The sequence below is a fragment of the Bradyrhizobium sp. McL0615 genome (assembly GCF_049993905.1).
Classification (GTDB): Bacteria; Pseudomonadota; Alphaproteobacteria; order Rhizobiales; family Xanthobacteraceae; genus Bradyrhizobium.
Map to the genome: position 1 here is coordinate 1,677,191 of NZ_CP188254.1, position 15,497 is coordinate 1,692,687.

Sequence of the window (15,497 nt, forward strand, 5' to 3'; positions counted from 1 at the left end):
AAGGGAGCCCTACTTACTGGAATTCAGAAAACGCGATACTAGCTATCGCTTTAGGCGAACCTGCTCCGCCCCTGTTCAATGCCGAGGCACAAGCGACGAACGCACCGCCTAACAGATTGTTGCCGGCGTAGCGAGCTCGCCTTTAGATCGAACTCCACTAGCCCTTGGCGAGCAGCATCAGATGGCAGCGCTATTCCTGTTCGTGACGGTCTCGCACGGTTTGTTTACCAATCTCTACAAATCGCCAGAAACCATGTCGCCTAACTTGGGGTTCAATAACTTCCACGCATGCTCATCTAAGGACGGCGCATAGAAAGTGGTGTCTTTCATTCCAAGCGGGTCGAGCAGGCGTTCCTTTTCCTGACGGGTTGGCGGGAATACGAAGGAGAATGGCCGTGGCTCAGCAAGACCGCAATTTTCGTGGTGATGGTCTGCGATTGTAAGTTTGCGACATGCCCAACGGCCCTGACGCTGTCCGCTTCCTGCGGATGACCGCAACAGTATCGAGTAAAACGCAGACATCGTCATTATCCGATTTGCGACAGGCCGCTCCTGGCGGAAAGCGGCCGTTCGCAAGAATGTCCGTTCCTGGGGTGCCGGCTCAACCGGTCGACGCAACACAGGCGTTAAATCTCTCCGCTGGTGTTTCAAATTGCAAGGTCTCACGTGGTCGTTCGTTTAGCTGACGAGCCACTTTGTTCAGATAGGCTTGCGAATGCACCGACAAGTCGGTGCCCTTCGGGAAGTACTGTCTCAGCAGGCCATTGGTATTCTCGTTCGACCCGCGCTGCCACGGGCTTTGCGGATCGCAAAAATAGACGTCGATGTTGGTCGCCAACGTAAAGCGACGATGATCCGTAAGTTCCTTGCCCCGATCCCAGGTCAGGGACTTATACAGCTCCTTTGGTAGCTTCTTCGCCTGCTTGATGAGCGCGGATACGACCGTCTGGGTGTCCTTGCCTGCCACCTTGGCCAACATCACGTAACGCGTATGACGCTCGACCAGGGTCGCGATGTAGCTGTTGTTCGGTCCGGACAACAGATCGCCTTCCCAATGGCCAGGCACCGCCCGATCTTCAACCGCCGCCGGTCGCTGGCTGATTGAGACGATATCCTTGATGTGCCCCCGTCTATCCCCATTTGGGTCAACCGGCCTGGAGCGACGCATCGAGCGCTTCGATCGAAGATGGCTAAGCAGCTCTTTCTTGAGCACGCCGCGTGCTTGGACAAACAAGCTGCGATAGATGGTCTCGTGTGACACCTGATTACACTCGTCTTCAGGATGCGTTCTCTTCAGCCAACCGGCTATCTGCTCGGGTGACCAATCCAATCTGAGCTTGCCTGCCACCGCCCGCCGAAGCCGCGGATTGGTCGCTAACTTACAACATTTTGGACGACGGGATCGCGCCCAGGCATTCTCGTCCGCAAGTGTCGCTCGGTAGCGATCATAGCCGCCATTGCGACCCATTTCCCGGCTCACCGTCGAGGGTGAGCGGCCAAGCAGTTTGGCGATCGACCGGGCCGATCGATGTGCCGTAACACCTCTGGAAATCACCTCGCGTTCCGCAAGCGTCAACGCCAACCTGGAGCGACGCCGCTCCGCAGGACGAATCCCACCATGCGGAGCCACCAGAAAATAGATCGACGATGACTGCTTACCAAAAGCTCGTCCAATCGCCTTCAGCGACTCCCCACGCTTCCAGCGATCCCATAATTCCGTCTTCTCCGCCGCAGTAAAACCTCTATGAAATCTCCGTTCCATCCCACACTCCATCTTTTCCCTCTAAGATAAAGTGTTGCGGCGACCGGTTGAGACCACCGGGGCAAAGCGGACAACGCTTATGCGCCGGTCCATGACCGTTTCTGACCCTGGCTGTGTGAAAACGTGAAGACCTAGGAACGGCGGAAAATCCGATTCTCCGATTCCGCCACGCCGTAACTCCGGGCTATTGCCCCTTCTTTGGCACAGGAGAGGAGGGACGTTCCTCTTAGGTCGTTCCCGGTCCCGTCGGCAGTGGCTCTGCTGCTCCGGATGCTAGACAAGAATGACGGCCTCACTCAACGCGACCGGCTGAAGGCGGAACTGCCCTAGGCCGACGAGTTCTGGACGGAAGAAAATGGTGAAATACTACCAAGACGATCCCAATCCCCCGCCGTTCATCAAGGCGCTGGCCGAGGTCCGCCAGTTAGCAACGTGGAAAGGCTGGTGCTATCGGCATGTGCAGGCCATCGCGGTCGCAATCGATCAATACGCCGCGAAAGCGTTCGGCAACCCCGAATACTTCCTCAACAAGCCCTACAGCATTGGTGGCAGCCCGCACGATCACGTTCCCTGAAGCGACTGTGATGAACCGTGATTGCCGTATTTTCCTGATCGGCCCTATGGTTGAAGGACGGTCACACTGATCGAATGAAGAATGCTCGTCGTGGCCCTCCAAGCGCGACGGGCATTTTTCTTGTCGACCTGAACAACAGCCAGCCCCGCGAGAAGTAACGGAACCGCTGCGAGCAGGAGGGTCACGTTCGATAACCCTATTTCGTCGCAGCATATGACGAAACATACGGCATAACCCACGAAACAAAACGAATTCTGCACGACATCATTTTTGGTAGGCAACGGCAAAGTCCCGAAACGCGGCTGGCTCATGATTACTGCATCACGAACACAGGGGTGCCATCATGTTCAAGCTGTTCTTCTCCACCGGAACAATCGGGGTTGGGATTGCTGTTGCAGCATTAATTGCGTGGTCGCATTCTGTAACGCCGCTTCAAGCAACTACTGCGCCTTCGTCGATCAACCCAACTGAAATGCTGGCGACCTTTAAGGCTCCGCTCGTAGTTGAGCAATGGGACGCCATCTGAAGTTTCTCTCGCTCTAAGTTTGTAGTTCTAGTTCCTCCCAAGACTTGGCCCCGGTCCTAGCCGGGGCCTTTTGTTGGGCAAGGTAGGGTTCGCCACATGGATCGAGCCGACGTTCTTTGCCGACGTTGAGTACGGAGACATCATGTGGGAAGGAGCTGGCTGCGGGCTAGTTCAAGCGGGCTGACCAAGGGAACGGGACGCACCTGACGACGTTTCTTGTTTTATGAGCGAGACGCTACAAAACACCTTCGCGACGTCCTTTGAGATTGCCTGGGACTATCTGGAGGCGACGGGTAAACTTGGGAATCCCGATACCGCCGCGAGACACCTTCTCGATAGCATCGAGACAATGCTCCGGCGGGGTGAGCGGCGTCACTTAGCTCTCTCCAATAAGGCCATCGCCGCCTATCTGCGGTTTAGAGAGGAACAGAGCCTGTCGCTCGCGTCGTAGGAACACGGCGTTCCGAACCGCGTTAATTGAGCGGAGAGACGAGAGCAAAATCAACATGAGCGAACGCTTCGAGGTCAGACATTGGACCAAGGCGCTCGGGGTAGATCATGAGACCTTGCAGAAGGCCGTCGATAAGGTCGGCAATTCAGCCGCCGCTATCCGCAAGGAATTGGCGGTGTGACTGAAGGCGTGGGGTATGCTCGCGATCTCTGGAGCGAGGCCCCCACGCTTTCGTCCGTCGGACAGGAAATCGGCAATGGAACAAGAAGCTCGCGACACAGTCTATCGTTTCAATGACAGTCCGGCAGCGCGGGCAGGACGGCTGCGTAAGGAGGCCCGTGGGACACCGGCTGGTGTCAAGCGTGACGCGTTGCTGCGAAGGGCGCTCCAGATTGAAAACGAGGCGCGGGTGAAGGGTGGGAAGGATGATCAACAGGGCTTGAAGCCGCCGCCCTGAAGCCTCTGTGTTGTGTAGGAACACGTTGGTTCACGGATAGTTTGTATAGTATGAGCGATACCGAACTCTTTGAACAGTCTTTCAACATTGCGTGGAGCGTTCTAAGGCGGACAGGTGAACTCGGTGAGCCTAACGACACCTCGCGATTTCTGCTCGACAACATCACGGGCATGATGAGACGCGGCGAACGTCGCAGGCTCCTGCTTTCAAATTCCGCAATCGATGCCTATAGGCGATGCCCGGTTAGGCTCGTCCAATGATTGATTTCGATTGCAAGGTCTGTCTCGGCATCGGCTGGGTCTGTGAGAACCATCCCCGCCGTGCATGGGCGGAGGACTTGGGATGTCAATGCGGACCGGGAATGCCATGCGAGTGTGTTCGCGCTGACGGGCTTGATGAGCTTGACATCAGCCAAGTCCTCGAAACCCCGTCAACACGCTCTTAGCACCGCGTCGTCGCCTGACGATTGCATAGCGAGCGTTTCACTAGTTCTGCGCTCTAGTTTCCCTCCACGCCGTTCAGATTACGTTCACGCTTCCCGTTGTAACCCGCTGACCAATGGCAAGTAGGTAGGGCGAATGACACCCATTGACCCGATGGCCGTCGCGATAGATTGGATAGATGCCTACCGCGCTGCCCGCATTAATCAGATGATCGGAATGTACAGCCCTGACGCTGTAATCGCGTGCGCCTGCGGAGGTCGGAAGATCATCCACGGTCGAGAAGGCATTGCAGCCTATTGGCGTCATCGATTCGTAGAATGGCCTGCACTTGATCTGGAAGATTTGCAGTTAGATGGCGGCACCGTAGTGGTCTCCTACGGAACAAACAACGGGATCGTTCAGGCGCTGCTCGATGTTGCGACCGATGGGATGATCACTCGTTGTCGGTGTGGTCCAATGATCGGTTTGCCTAGCCCTTGTTAGCAACCGTCATGTTCGGCCGCTCTCTAACAAGCTGGGAAGCATTGCTTGTTGATTTCCAATGCTTATCATTCGTCATGCGTGTCTGATCGCGCAACGAACATAAGGGCGACGATGCAAGACATGCTAACCCAGTTGGAAAAACTTCGCAGCGACGCGGCGGAGTGCGAGCTAATCCGAGATTTAGCAACCGACTTCAAGAAGCGCGAGCTATTCGACCGGCTGGCGGCACACTTTTCGATTCTGGCGTCTGAAGTTGAAAAGGCGATCTTAGAGAGCGGCAAGAGAGCATAATTGCTCTTCGGCGATCTGAACATGAGCCATCCTATCAAAGCCGTTCGATCACGGTTACCCAGCCAGCGATATTTGAGCCTTTCGCTCAACTTGGGATATTTGAGTAAGTCTCGCAAAGTTCGATATGGACCGTGAATATAGGCCTGTACCGTAAACTTTTTTGATATCTCTCTAGGTTTATCAGGCATTCAATTTCTCCATCATCGCAAGGCTCCCGGCAAATATCGATGACGAGGTCGCTTAGTTGCGCCCCCGCCTTTCCTCCAAAGGAATGGAGCAGCAGCAGATGCAGAAGCGTCGCCGTTGCAAGCAAGTTCAATCACTAGAAGAACGATTAGCCGACCAGGCAAATGGATTAAGAGAGCAAGCCGAATTGCTCCCACCCGGCGCACTCCGTAAACAAGTTTTGCTAAAGGCCCGACAAGCCGAAATCGGCAGGCACGTTGGTGAGTGGCTGGGGTCGCGAGCGCCAGAGTAGTTGGAACGCTTTTCTCATCCATTGAGGCCGCGATATCAACCCTCGCTCCGCTGGTGAGGACAACTACACCGAAGCGGAAAAGCACCTTGTTGTTCGTGGGCCGATCCTGGTCCGGCCACCAAACGGATGCATGTGCAGTCTGTGCCAATTTGTCCCGCCTTGCTCTGCATTGCGTTTATCTAAGTCAAATCACCTGATCGGAGCGGGGAAAGCCTTCGGTCATGCTCAGGCACGACTGGACGTACATTTACATGGCGGGGTCGCTGGCCTTGGCTGGCGTAGGGATAGGTGTGCTGTGGTTCGGGTTCTAAGGCGGGTTCCCAGTTCAGTGGCGGTGCATGACGGCGATCCTCGCACAAGGGCAGTCTTCTAGTTACACCGCCATCTCCCCATAGCTGACCTCATCCGCTGGCTTGCAAAACCAACAACTGGCGAGATTCGACAATTATTTCAGGTTTAAAAGATCGTCGGAGCGATCTAGGCAGACCCGACAAATCAGGGGTCTCGTGCTTTGAAGAATCGAAACATCGTTTTGGTTGTCGATGAAAGAATGCTGAAGTGCATCCAGCGGCTGCTCCAGCAGCACGCATACGGACCCATCATGTTTTCGTCCGCGCAGGCGTTCAAAAGCCACACCTGTAACCCGCTGCTCATTATGCCTCGTTATTTTTTTGACGTTAGAGACGGCGAAGGCTTCGTCAAAGACGACGAGGGGATGGAACTGCTGGACATTGCAGAAGCGCAGATCGAAGCCGCTGAAACCCTAGCGGACATGGCCAGAGACTTGGCGGTGAGAGCCGCTGATCCGTTAGGCCACCCCATGGCCATTGAAGTGAGGGATGGCGAAGGGAGGCCTCATTTCCTAGTTGGCTTTGCATTTGCAAATAAGCGGAGCGATGCCTGAACCAACCTTACCAGAACCGTTCCTTGAACACTCCTTCTACAGTAATGTGGCCCGACGCATGGCGTTGTGAGACGGCACACATCGGGCCTCGCCACGCAGGAATCTCCAACCCGAATGGCTCATCAGCCGCGCTGGCTGAACAGAGCGTATCAGCCCTTGAGCGTGGTCGGGGACTCCGTGGGACTACGGGAGGGCTGCGGACTGACGCTCGCGCAGGGCTTCCAAGGCAAGGCGGGCGTGATGCACAGCCTTGAGATCGCCGGTCTTCTCGATGTACTCAAGCGCCCACACCAAGTATTGCATCGCAGTGGCGGCGTCAGGATCAGAGCGATTGGTCATGGCAGACCTACATACCGCAACCTGTTCTGTGCTTGAGGCCTGCGTCGCATCGCGACGGACTGTCCGTTTGAGACCATCGCAGGTGGCAACCTGTTAGTGGCCCAAGTCCGCCGAGACTTCACTTGTTCCAAAAATCCTTGAACCTCGTCGGCGACATCTCGGTGTACCTGACGTTGAATGTTCTTGTGGCCGATAAGCTTGTAAGGCGCGAGTGTCGTGTCCCTTATTGGCCAGTGCGAACCCGCAGGCGTGACGCAGCATGTGCGGATGGCACTTGAACGGCAGTCCCGCCTCGAAGCCAGCCCGCTCCATCATCCGGGCGAACCCAGCCGTGGTGAAGGGACCAGCCGCTCACTGGTGAAGACGAACGGCGACTTGGGTTCCTGCTCCCGCTGTAAACGACGCAAGGCCCGTAGTTCATCACCCATGATCGGGTGGGTGCTGGGTGTGCCTTGCTTGACCCTGCGGACGTGCAGGGTGGCCGTGGCGAAGTCGATCTGGTCCCACCGCAGGTCCACCAGTTCGGACACCCGCAAGCCATGCCGCCACGCCACGGTTCATCAAGCCCCAACTCGCCACGCTGAAGTCCAAGGCACCGAATGGCGACCAGTGGCTTCACTGAATCAAGTACTTGGCTATCGCATCCAGGTCCATGCCAACCGAAGGTAACACCCGCAACGGTCTGGACTGGCCCACGCGCTTCTCGGCGATCGCTTCCGCTATCGACTATCCGGCGAGGCGATTATCGACGGTGAGGTGGTTGTCGTCCATGAAGGATGGACCAATTTCTCAGAACTGCAAGCCGAATAGCAGCAGGCAGACGGGACCGGCTATTCTCCTCCGCCTTCGACCTTCCGCGGCGTGACGGTGACCTCCGCAAGTTACCCCAGATCGAACGCAAGCAGGCTCTGCTCAACCTGCTTGGTGAGCGACACACCGTACCCAGTGCTGTTCTCCGAACACCTGATCGGCGACGGCCAACAGATGTTCGAACATGCTGCCAAGCTTGAACTGGTAACGAAGAACTCCTTCACTCGTTTTCGGCTATCCGCAGTGGCTTCGGCATTATAGGCAAGCGTGTGCCCTTTGTACTTGATCACCTGACGCTGTTGGTCGAACCCGTGATGGAAAGAGAACGCAGACCTTCCACATCGAATCACAAGCCAGTAATTTGAGTTCACGAGAGATTTTATTTTTTGGGATCATTTTTGCATTCCGATTGACATTGCTACCAAAGAAGCGACGCCAGTCTTGGCCACTTCAAGCAAAGCAGCGTCGGCCTAATGATCGGACAGCGACGCTGTCGCAAATTGTGCATCTAAGCTTGCGTTGCATGTTTGAACCAGACGCTAATTGTGACAGGCAGCGCCGCCTCTGCACCGATCCTCCAACCCGTGTGCGTTGTGCGACGACCCGCACGGCTCCGTGATTTTGCCAGCCCCCACGGGACCGTGCGGCATTTTCTCTCAGCGCGGATGATCGTCACGCAGCGCGTTGCGTAACGGAGCGGAGTGAGGCGATGAAGGACAAAGATCGGACTAGCGAACGCGAGTATCAGGACCGTCTCGAGAGTTTCCTGAAAAACGCTTTCAACACGCAACTGCAGCCGCTGAGGTCACTCGAGACCGCAACCACAAAGCGGAGAGCAAGAAGGCGGCAAGCAATTCTGGGTTCACGAGATCGACGACGACGACTTCCGGCTAATGGTGCGCCAGCCGCGCGCCTTCTAAAAGATGACATTGGACCACCTTCAGATTCCCCGCTCGTCTGGGCGAGGTGCTCTGATTTTGTCGGGACTCGCTGTTTGCTTTGATCTCGATCGAGTGATGAGCACTTCGGGAATTGGCACTTTTCGGACCTTCGCCTGATTTAGCGATGGCCGTTTACGGTGTCAAAGCGGATCTCACCGATGCAGTGCCGGCGGTTCATGGTCTCGCTACGCCCCGCGCCGGCATGACTAGCTATCGAGCCCCACGGGAAACGCGGGCGAAGAACGGGATCGACGCAGCAACGGCGCAGAAAAATGCGCGGCGAGGTGGGCGACTAAGGCCGCAGCGAATGCGGAGCGGTGAAGTTCGGGACGTTTCGATTCTACCTTGCTCGCGCATCATGAACTATCGATCGGAAGGGCCGACGATCGTTTGTAGAAGCCCTGCCGCATCACCGCGTCACTGATGTCGTCACTAACAGCGCGCCCGCTCGCTTCCGCTTCCAGCCTCTTGTGCCGATCCTACAGGCCGTTGGCGCTCACTGCCGTATCACCAGCAACTGGCCGTTTCCTCGAACGTATACGTCGAACATGCTGCTCACCCCTAAGTTGGTTATGCTTGGTACCTACCTAGAACTGGGTGGCCTAAGAGCAACAATTCGGCATGGAGCGACGATTAGAAGTGCCGCTGTTTTGCAGATATTGGTCCGCTTTGTGCTGTCCACGAGATGCACAGACGTTTGCACGGGCGCCGCGCGAGCTACTTGCAAAACACGGCGTCAACACGAGCAGCGGAGAAAAAATCCGAAAGGCTGGGTGATCAAGGCCACGCGCAGGCAACGCCCAGACATTGCGCGTTTTTCCGCGAGCTGGGGAACTTTGCCGGTACCAGTAAATTGTCGGTGAGAAGTGGAGCGGGTACAAGGGAGCAAGCTAATGAACGGACTTATCTATCTCGTCGGTCTTGTCGTTGTGATTCTGGCAGTTCTTTCCTTCTTCGGCCTTCGCTAAGGACATGGAAATGTCGATGGAAAATATCCCGCCAGCAGCCCGAAACGATACAACACCAGTGGCACGAAACGATAACGGGTGGCGCTTCGTGGAGTGGTCGCCTGTTGTGCTTGGCGCATTAGCGGCGACCGCGCTGTCTTCGGTGTTGGTTGGCTTCGGGATCACGGTAGGGCTTGGCATCTCCTCAACTGCGCCTACCTGGCGCGATGCGTCCGCGGCGCTCGCAATCCTATCCGGTGTCTACTTGATCTTGCAGGCAATCATCAGCTTCGGGGTTGGTGGGTATTTGGCCGGCCGTGTAAGGGCTGCGGCCGGCGCCAGAGCAACGGTGGTCGAGGAGACTGAACGGGCCGATGGCGTTCACGGTCTAGGTGCTTGGGCCTTGGCGGTGGTCATGGGCGCAATTCTCGCTGCCTTGATTGGCGCGGCTACCGTAAGCCGGACGTCGTCCATGCGGAGCGGTGCACAAGCAAGCGCGGCGGAGCCGCTACTGAGCTACGAGCTCGATCGGCTTTTTCGTGCCGGTCGCCGCTCGCCCAATGTAGATCTCAGCGCGGAGCGGGCCGAAGCCGGCCGCATCCTCCTCACTACTTCGAGTCACAGCGGCGTAACTGCGGACGATCGCACTTATCTGATTCAGCAGGTGGGTGCCTTGACAGGTCTATCACCAGCGGACTCGGAACGTCGGCTCGATAACGCGCTTGCAAACGCCAAAACGGCAATTGCAAGGACACGGCGCAGCAGCATTATAGTGGCATTCTCGATCGCCACAGCCGTGTTGCTCGGCGCTCTGGCGGCATGGGCGGCCGCGTGCGCTGGGGGAAGGCACCGTGATGGTGCGCCATTGCCTGACTGGATGGCGCGGTCGAATGAGTTCAGTCGGCATCAGAAAGTGATGCCGTAAAAACGCAGACCTAAAACACGACGCCGCTGGAATGTTTCCGGCGGCGTCGTTTGTCATTGATCTCATGGATGGGCGCAACAGGTGGGGGTCTGGGCAAGTACTCATAGAAGGCGAAAGGACAGACCCCAAATGACCCTTAGCATCTGTTGTATTCGCCTTTAGTATGTCGATCGGCGTTTGTACTTTCGCCCATGCGGGTTAGCGTGGCTGACGTGTTCAATACGGCTCGCGCATGTCCCAGAGACCGTCGGTCCATGGCGATCAGGTTATCGAAGTATCGGAGCCGCCGGCGAGGGTCTGCTTCTGGCAGATTTTGTTGCAAAAGTCGGTTGAGACACGCCGCGAAGCGTAATTCCGTTGTGGTGACGCGAATCTCGGCGAGGTCGATCCATGATGGGCCGTCTGAAGAGTGACCAAGGTCAACTGTATACGAGTTTCATCTTGGCGACGCGGGAGCTTGACCCATTTCGAAAATGGCGGCGCCCTTTGCCGCAACGAATGCGCGCCGGGAGCCTTATTTGCTTACTGCGCCGATTGAGAGTCTGCGAAAGTCTTCTTTGAAGGAACCCGGAGCGCGGGATCGAAGGGTTTGTCGAGCGTCCCCAACTGCTCTTCAAGTTTAGACAAACCGAGTGATCCTCCTCGCGTCCAGTTCCCGAACTAGATGGATTGAGGCGATGCATCGCCGCAGGGGGATCGGCCAACAGAGTCCGCAGCGTTTCAGGGGCGACGACGTTGAAACTGCATTTGTCTGCAGGATGCCGACGACTCTCGCCCTTAGCAGTCTCAAAATGTCCCGCGTTGTGTTTTTCAACATCGATCAGGTTGCACGCCTGCTCCACAGTGGTTTTAGAGAGACCCGCCGAAATTTGAGCAGGCAGGCATGGGACTGGCGCGACGAACATTCATTCCTTGTCGTCCGCTGCGCCCGGAACTCGGAATGCCGGTCGGTTGTTCTAAAGCACATGGGTTGGAGGACCGTGGCTGATGGAAGGGCGAAAAGCGAACGTTGGCGTGTGTTGCGAGCATCGCCCTCATCGGCCCATTGCCACGGGCGAACCGCGCGTAATCCGCAATGACTGATCGCGTTAAACCGAGCGCTACGAAGAAGCGCCCAGAGCAAACCGAAGCCAGCGAGGATCGAAAGCCGTTGCCATTGGACGCCGCGGCACGCGTGAAGGCCCGCGTCATGCTTGCGTTGGTGCTGGTGGGCCTTGCGTTGTGGACCGCTGCAAGCTTTCTGCCGGCGCTGATCTGGGCCACAATTCTCGCGGTTTCGCTATGGCCCCTCTACCTCAAGTTTGCGAAGCGCTCCACCTTGGGCCCTTCGAACTTGGCTGCGTTCATTTTCACCCTCATCGTCGCGCTCATTCTGTTTACCCCCATGGCGCTTGCCGTCTACCAGGTGGCGCAGCAAGGTGACCTGCTGATCGGCTGGCTGAAGAAGGCAGGAGAGAGCGGGATCGAAGTGCCTGAGTGGATTGGCCGCTTACCAGTCGCGGCAGAAAGCATGCAGCAGTGGTGGCGCGACAACCTCTCGGATCCCAAAGCCGCGACCGCCTGGCTGAAGACGGTAAATTCTGAAAATGCGTCGGAGCTCTTCAGAACACTTGGTGGGCAACTGCTACACCGTCTGTTTCTACTTTTCTTTTCGTTGTTGACGTTGTTCGTCTTGCTAAGCAATGGCCGCTCGGTCGCGAACCGCTTCCTGGAGACAAGCGACCGCCTTTTTGGAGAGGCGGGGGAGGGTCTGATTGAAAAGATGGTAGACGCCACCCGCGGCACGGTGAACGGCACGGTGTTGGTCGCGGTGGGCGAGGGATTGTTGATCGGCGTTGGCTATCTCATCGCAGGCGTGCCGAATGCGGTACTGTTCACCATCTTTACGACGGCTCTCGCGATGATCCCTTTCGGCGCCTGGGTGGCCTTTACCGCGGCGGCATTGGTTTTGGTCTCGGGTGATGGCAGCGGACTGGCGGCGGCGGGCGTATTTTGCTGGGGTGTGATCGTCATGTTCGCCGGCGATCATTTCGTGTGGCCGACCCTGGTCGGCGGCTCGGCCCGGCTTCCCTTTCTTCTGGCTTTCGTTGGAATTTTTGGCGGTCTCGCTGCTTTTGGTCTTATAGGTTTGTTTTTGGGGCCGGTGATCATGGCAGCGCTGTTGACCGTGTGGCGCGCGTGGGTGTTCCGACCCGCTGTGGAACAGAAATAAGCGTTTTGCCCCGGACCGAATAAGCAGCTAAATCAGATGGATTTTGCTGAGTGATGTCGGGATTAGCCGATGATGGAGATGTAAGCTTGTGACCCTCAGCGGGCGTCGGTCAAAGTCCGATAATTTGGCTTGCGCCCATGTAGATTTCCTAGACGCATCAATTTGGAAGGCGTCCGTCTGGCGTATACTGATCAACAGCAGAAGGAAGCCCACGCCTGACGGTCAGTAACGGCAGTATCTACGTCAGCTATCGTGGCGGCATCCTCGTCTACAAGTTCGATGGGACGAGCCTGACATACAACACATCGTTTCCGCTTCCATCAATTTACGGCGGCAGTGGGATCGTAGCTAGTGGCTCATATCTTTATGCAGCGAGTGCGGACACTACGGTCGTGGCATTGCCAATGACGGGCGGCCGAAGCCAACTGAGGCCTTCCCGACGAAGTCGATTGCACGTTCCCTGTCGGCCGGTATCACAAGGCTTGAGCAGCGCTTCGCGCGCTCTCCGAGTGACCCTCGGCATCTCTCCTTGCTTAATCCGTCATGATCGGCCGTGCTGCGTCCGCCGGCCACAGCCAGGAACCTTCGGTTCATGCTGTTGTTAGCCTTCACCTTTTGAAAGGAGGATCTCATGGCTACGGAAGAACGAGAAACAATGACCTTGATTGGCAGCGACAAGGTCGAGGGGACAGCGGTTTACGGGGCCGATGAGGGCCAGATCGGTTCGATCGAACGCGTCATGATCGACAAGCGGTCCGGCAAGGTCTCGTATGCCGTCCTGAGCTTCGGCGGCTTTCTCGGCATCGGGGACGATCATTACCCGCTACCGTGGGAGTCCCTCAAGTACGATACCGGCCTTGGCGGCTACCGGACCGGCATCACCGAAAAGCAGCTGCAGGGTGCGCCCAAATACGGCAGCGACAACGATTGGAGTTGGGAGGATCGAACCCGAACTCGGGGCGTCGATGATTACTATGGCGTTATCCCTACCTGAGCCGACTTTCTGACGAAAAGCCCGCCTGAACGGCGGGCGTCTTTCATTCCAATGCCCGGTGACCAACTCTAGGCCAGCCCGGCCCATGTCGACAGCTTGACCTTCGGTTCCGTGAACGGAACACTTCCGATGATGCGCGATACGCGCGAGAGCAGCACCCTACGTCATGGCCTTGATCACAGCGTGCGCGATGCCGTGCATTTGGGGTAAGCCTGCGCGGGCGCATCCGGCAAGCGGTGCGCATGAGGCGGGACAGTGCTGTCCCGCGAGCATAAAAATTAGCGTCAGATACCCGATGGGGAAAGTTAAAGGGCCGCGGTGATCCGGCATCGTACGCCGGCTGCATCGTAATCCAGCTTCGTGTGGCCGCCCAAGTCACGGATAAGGAGGTCTTCCAGCAGGCGTGAGCCGAAGCCTTTTTGAGCTGGCGGCAAAACCGGGGGGCCGCCGCTTTCTTCCCAACCCAAATGCAACATGCCTTCCTGAACGCCCCATTGCACGCTCACACGACCTTCGGGCCGTGACAGCGCTCCGTATTTGATGGCGTTAGTGGCCAGCTCATGCAAGGCCAGCGACAGCGCGAGGGCGTGCTTCGGTGAAATGTCGACGGCAATGCCTGACATTTGCACCTGGGCAGGGGTAAAAGCGTGCAAAGCGCGCTTGGCAACATCTGCTAAGTCGGCGCCGTCCCAGGCGCGCAACACCAGAAGATCATGAGCCTGCGCCATCGCGCGAATACGCTGATCGACGGCTACTCTTGCTGACGGAAGGTCGTTCGCGGCCCGCAAGGTCTGCGCAGTGATTGCCTGGATCGTCGCGAGCGTGTTTTTGACGCGGTGATTAAGCTCATTGAAGAATATCTTCTGGAGGTCTTCGGCTTGTTTTCGTTCCGTGAGGTCCATGCTCGCCCCGGCAATCGCCACAGGCTTTCTGTCAGGACCATCGCCTTCGAACTCAACGAGGCCCCACGCGCTTAACCAGCGCCAGCTGCCATCGAGCTGCCGGACCCTGTATTCCACGTCATACCGGCCATCGCCCCGGGGATCGAGAGCCTGTCCGACACGTGACCACATGAGCTCCATGTCGTCAGGGTGAAACTTGAATTTCACTCCCTCTTCGTCATGGAGGAAACGCGCCTCGGTCAGCCCATACAGGCGCTGCGCGTTCTCATCGTATACGCAGATGTTGTCACCGAGGGTATAGCGCCACGTCCCCATGCGCGAAGCTGACATCGCAAGATCGAATGTGCGTTTCTGCCGCTCCAGCGTCTCGACGTGGCCAAGCCCATCCGTGGCAAATGCGTCAGCCACGATAACATTTGAGCTGCGACGTCCGCGCGCAGCCGAACTCGCGCTCGGCACGGTTAAATCGTGGTTGCCCATGATCTCAAGATGTGTACCGTCCACCGTATCGACGCAGTAACTGCACATGCAGATCATGCGCCGGCCGCGAACGGTCTTCTGAACCAGCCTCTCGTAATCCTGAAAATCCGCCCACTGATCCTGGGATACCCACGCACAGTTTCCGTTGGTTCGAAGACCTGCGTAACCGAGCCCAAGCGCATCCTGTTCAAGGGTGATGAGCCCGTTCACGAGCTCATGCGGGCGGAGTGCTTCGCCCTTTGCGTACCACTCGTCGCCGTTGGCGATTTCGATCTGCTTTTCGCGTTCGCGCTTATCCAGATCGGGTACTACCGCGCGCAGGGCCGAGCGCGCCTCTTCAGCGTTAAATGCCTGGCCCGTCACCCAAAGGCATCGTTCGTTATTATCGAGTCCGGCCTGGAAATACGGCACCAGGACATCACGCAGTTCGTCGCCTGTCCCGAAAAAATGGGCTAGATGGCTGCCCCATTGGAGGTGGGGAACGGTTTGCAGTCCGGACGGCGACCAAGGCTTCATTTGCAGCCAAAGTAGCCTGTAGCTTTTCAGAAAGCCAGTAACGGTTGCAAATTTAAGGGCTT

At 57.1% G+C, this 15,497-nt stretch carries 17 protein-coding genes; 11 read left to right on the top strand and 6 right to left on the bottom strand.

Annotated elements, in window-relative coordinates; all coding sequences use genetic code 11:
- Positions 1 to 234: 234 nt before the first annotated feature.
- Positions 235 to 522, bottom strand: a complete 288-nt coding sequence (locus tag ACPPVP_RS07965; protein ID WP_426532901.1) for a hypothetical protein — start codon at positions 520 to 522, stop codon at positions 235 to 237.
- A gap of 79 nt (positions 523 to 601) precedes the next feature.
- Positions 602 to 1,762 (bottom strand): IS30 family transposase, encoded by a 1,161-nt coding sequence (locus ACPPVP_RS07970; RefSeq protein WP_426526839.1) that lies wholly within the window; start codon positions 1,760 to 1,762, stop codon positions 602 to 604.
- A gap of 355 nt (positions 1,763 to 2,117) precedes the next feature.
- Here ACPPVP_RS07970 and ACPPVP_RS07975 point away from each other — a divergent pair, with 355 nt between their 5' ends.
- The 8 genes from ACPPVP_RS07975 to ACPPVP_RS08010 all read left to right on the top strand — a co-directional run bounded on the left by ACPPVP_RS07975 (position 2,118) and on the right by ACPPVP_RS08010 (position 6,369).
- On the top strand, positions 2,118 to 2,336 hold the full coding sequence (locus ACPPVP_RS07975) for a hypothetical protein (protein ID WP_426532903.1): 219 nt from the start codon (positions 2,118 to 2,120) through the stop codon (positions 2,334 to 2,336).
- Between the two features lie 343 nt (positions 2,337 to 2,679).
- A complete protein-coding gene (locus tag ACPPVP_RS07980; RefSeq protein ID WP_426532905.1) occupies positions 2,680 to 2,862 on the top strand; it encodes a hypothetical protein in 183 nt (60 codons plus the stop codon).
- 223 nt (positions 2,863 to 3,085) lie between these two features.
- Positions 3,086 to 3,313: a hypothetical protein gene (locus ACPPVP_RS07985; RefSeq protein WP_426532907.1), complete on the top strand. Its 228-nt coding sequence runs from the start codon at positions 3,086 to 3,088 to the stop codon at positions 3,311 to 3,313.
- A gap of 55 nt (positions 3,314 to 3,368) precedes the next feature.
- The gene (locus ACPPVP_RS07990; protein WP_426532909.1) at positions 3,369 to 3,494 is read left to right on the top strand and encodes a DUF3606 domain-containing protein; all 126 of its coding nucleotides are present in this window, start codon (positions 3,369 to 3,371) and stop codon (positions 3,492 to 3,494) included.
- 75 nt (positions 3,495 to 3,569) lie between these two features.
- Complete coding sequence (locus ACPPVP_RS07995; protein WP_426532911.1) at positions 3,570 to 3,770, top strand: hypothetical protein; 201 nt, start codon at positions 3,570 to 3,572, stop codon at positions 3,768 to 3,770.
- Positions 3,771 to 4,348: 578 nt separating this feature from the next.
- Complete coding sequence (locus tag ACPPVP_RS08000) at positions 4,349 to 4,696, top strand: nuclear transport factor 2 family protein (RefSeq protein ID WP_426532913.1); 348 nt, start codon at positions 4,349 to 4,351, stop codon at positions 4,694 to 4,696.
- 111 nt (positions 4,697 to 4,807) lie between these two features.
- Positions 4,808 to 4,987, top strand: coding sequence for a hypothetical protein (locus ACPPVP_RS08005; RefSeq protein WP_426537726.1), 180 nt, complete (start codon positions 4,808 to 4,810; stop codon positions 4,985 to 4,987).
- A gap of 989 nt (positions 4,988 to 5,976) precedes the next feature.
- Positions 5,977 to 6,369, top strand: a complete 393-nt coding sequence (locus ACPPVP_RS08010; protein WP_426532915.1) for a DUF6894 family protein — start codon at positions 5,977 to 5,979, stop codon at positions 6,367 to 6,369.
- Positions 6,370 to 6,552: 183 nt separating this feature from the next.
- Here ACPPVP_RS08010 and ACPPVP_RS08015 read toward each other — a convergent pair whose 3' ends face one another.
- The 3 genes from ACPPVP_RS08015 to ACPPVP_RS08025 all read right to left on the bottom strand — a co-directional run bounded on the left by ACPPVP_RS08015 (position 6,553) and on the right by ACPPVP_RS08025 (position 7,238).
- Entirely contained in the window at positions 6,553 to 6,708 is a 156-nt protein-coding gene (locus ACPPVP_RS08015) for a hypothetical protein (protein WP_426532917.1), read from the bottom strand.
- Between the two features lie 93 nt (positions 6,709 to 6,801).
- Positions 6,802 to 7,023 carry a tyrosine-type recombinase/integrase gene (locus ACPPVP_RS08020; RefSeq protein WP_426532919.1) on the bottom strand — a complete coding sequence of 74 codons (222 nt, stop codon included), beginning with the start codon at positions 7,021 to 7,023 and terminating at the stop codon, positions 6,802 to 6,804.
- Positions 7,020 to 7,238: a tyrosine-type recombinase/integrase gene (locus tag ACPPVP_RS08025; RefSeq protein ID WP_426537728.1), complete on the bottom strand. Its 219-nt coding sequence runs from the start codon at positions 7,236 to 7,238 to the stop codon at positions 7,020 to 7,022. Before ACPPVP_RS08025 ends, ACPPVP_RS08020 begins: the two co-directional genes overlap by 4 nt.
- Positions 7,239 to 9,437: 2,199 nt before the next feature.
- On the opposite strand from ACPPVP_RS08025, the gene ACPPVP_RS08030 reads away from it, so the two are divergent.
- The 3 genes from ACPPVP_RS08030 to ACPPVP_RS08040 all read left to right on the top strand — a co-directional run bounded on the left by ACPPVP_RS08030 (position 9,438) and on the right by ACPPVP_RS08040 (position 13,537).
- Positions 9,438 to 10,331, top strand: a complete 894-nt coding sequence (locus tag ACPPVP_RS08030) for a hypothetical protein (RefSeq protein WP_426532921.1) — start codon at positions 9,438 to 9,440, stop codon at positions 10,329 to 10,331.
- Positions 10,332 to 11,406: 1,075 nt separating this feature from the next.
- Positions 11,407 to 12,543 (top strand): AI-2E family transporter, encoded by a 1,137-nt coding sequence (locus ACPPVP_RS08035; RefSeq protein WP_426532923.1) that lies wholly within the window; start codon positions 11,407 to 11,409, stop codon positions 12,541 to 12,543.
- 631 nt (positions 12,544 to 13,174) lie between these two features.
- A complete protein-coding gene (locus ACPPVP_RS08040) occupies positions 13,175 to 13,537 on the top strand; it encodes a PRC-barrel domain-containing protein (RefSeq protein WP_426532925.1) in 363 nt (120 codons plus the stop codon).
- Positions 13,538 to 13,842: 305 nt separating this feature from the next.
- On the opposite strand, the gene ACPPVP_RS08045 is transcribed toward ACPPVP_RS08040, so the two are convergent.
- Positions 13,843 to 15,435: an MEDS domain-containing protein gene (locus tag ACPPVP_RS08045; protein WP_426532927.1), complete on the bottom strand. Its 1,593-nt coding sequence runs from the start codon at positions 15,433 to 15,435 to the stop codon at positions 13,843 to 13,845.
- Positions 15,436 to 15,497 lie beyond the last annotated feature (62 nt).

Bases quoted from the DNA above. Each gene is read 5' to 3' on its own strand.
- ACPPVP_RS07975 (WP_426532903.1), top strand. From the start codon at position 2,118: ATGGTGAAATACTACCAAGACGATCCCAATCCCCCGCCGTTCATCAAG.
- ACPPVP_RS07970 (WP_426526839.1), bottom strand. From the start codon at position 1,762: ATGGAACGGAGATTTCATAGAGGTTTTACTGCGGCGGAGAAGACGGAA.
- ACPPVP_RS07980 (WP_426532905.1), top strand. From the start codon at position 2,680: ATGTTCAAGCTGTTCTTCTCCACCGGAACAATCGGGGTTGGGATTGCT.
- ACPPVP_RS07995 (WP_426532911.1), top strand. From the start codon at position 3,570: ATGGAACAAGAAGCTCGCGACACAGTCTATCGTTTCAATGACAGTCCG.
- ACPPVP_RS08005 (WP_426537726.1), top strand. From the start codon at position 4,808: ATGCAAGACATGCTAACCCAGTTGGAAAAACTTCGCAGCGACGCGGCG.
- ACPPVP_RS08045 (WP_426532927.1), bottom strand. From the start codon at position 15,435: ATGAAGCCTTGGTCGCCGTCCGGACTGCAAACCGTTCCCCACCTCCAA.
- ACPPVP_RS07990 (WP_426532909.1), top strand. From the start codon at position 3,369: ATGAGCGAACGCTTCGAGGTCAGACATTGGACCAAGGCGCTCGGGGTA.
- ACPPVP_RS08030 (WP_426532921.1), top strand. From the start codon at position 9,438: ATGTCGATGGAAAATATCCCGCCAGCAGCCCGAAACGATACAACACCA.
- ACPPVP_RS08040 (WP_426532925.1), top strand. From the start codon at position 13,175: ATGGCTACGGAAGAACGAGAAACAATGACCTTGATTGGCAGCGACAAG.
- ACPPVP_RS08020 (WP_426532919.1), bottom strand. From the start codon at position 7,023: ATGATGGAGCGGGCTGGCTTCGAGGCGGGACTGCCGTTCAAGTGCCAT.
- ACPPVP_RS07985 (WP_426532907.1), top strand. From the start codon at position 3,086: ATGAGCGAGACGCTACAAAACACCTTCGCGACGTCCTTTGAGATTGCC.
- ACPPVP_RS08015 (WP_426532917.1), bottom strand. From the start codon at position 6,708: ATGACCAATCGCTCTGATCCTGACGCCGCCACTGCGATGCAATACTTG.
- ACPPVP_RS08000 (WP_426532913.1), top strand. From the start codon at position 4,349: ATGACACCCATTGACCCGATGGCCGTCGCGATAGATTGGATAGATGCC.
- ACPPVP_RS08035 (WP_426532923.1), top strand. From the start codon at position 11,407: ATGACTGATCGCGTTAAACCGAGCGCTACGAAGAAGCGCCCAGAGCAA.
- ACPPVP_RS07965 (WP_426532901.1), bottom strand. From the start codon at position 522: ATGTCTGCGTTTTACTCGATACTGTTGCGGTCATCCGCAGGAAGCGGA.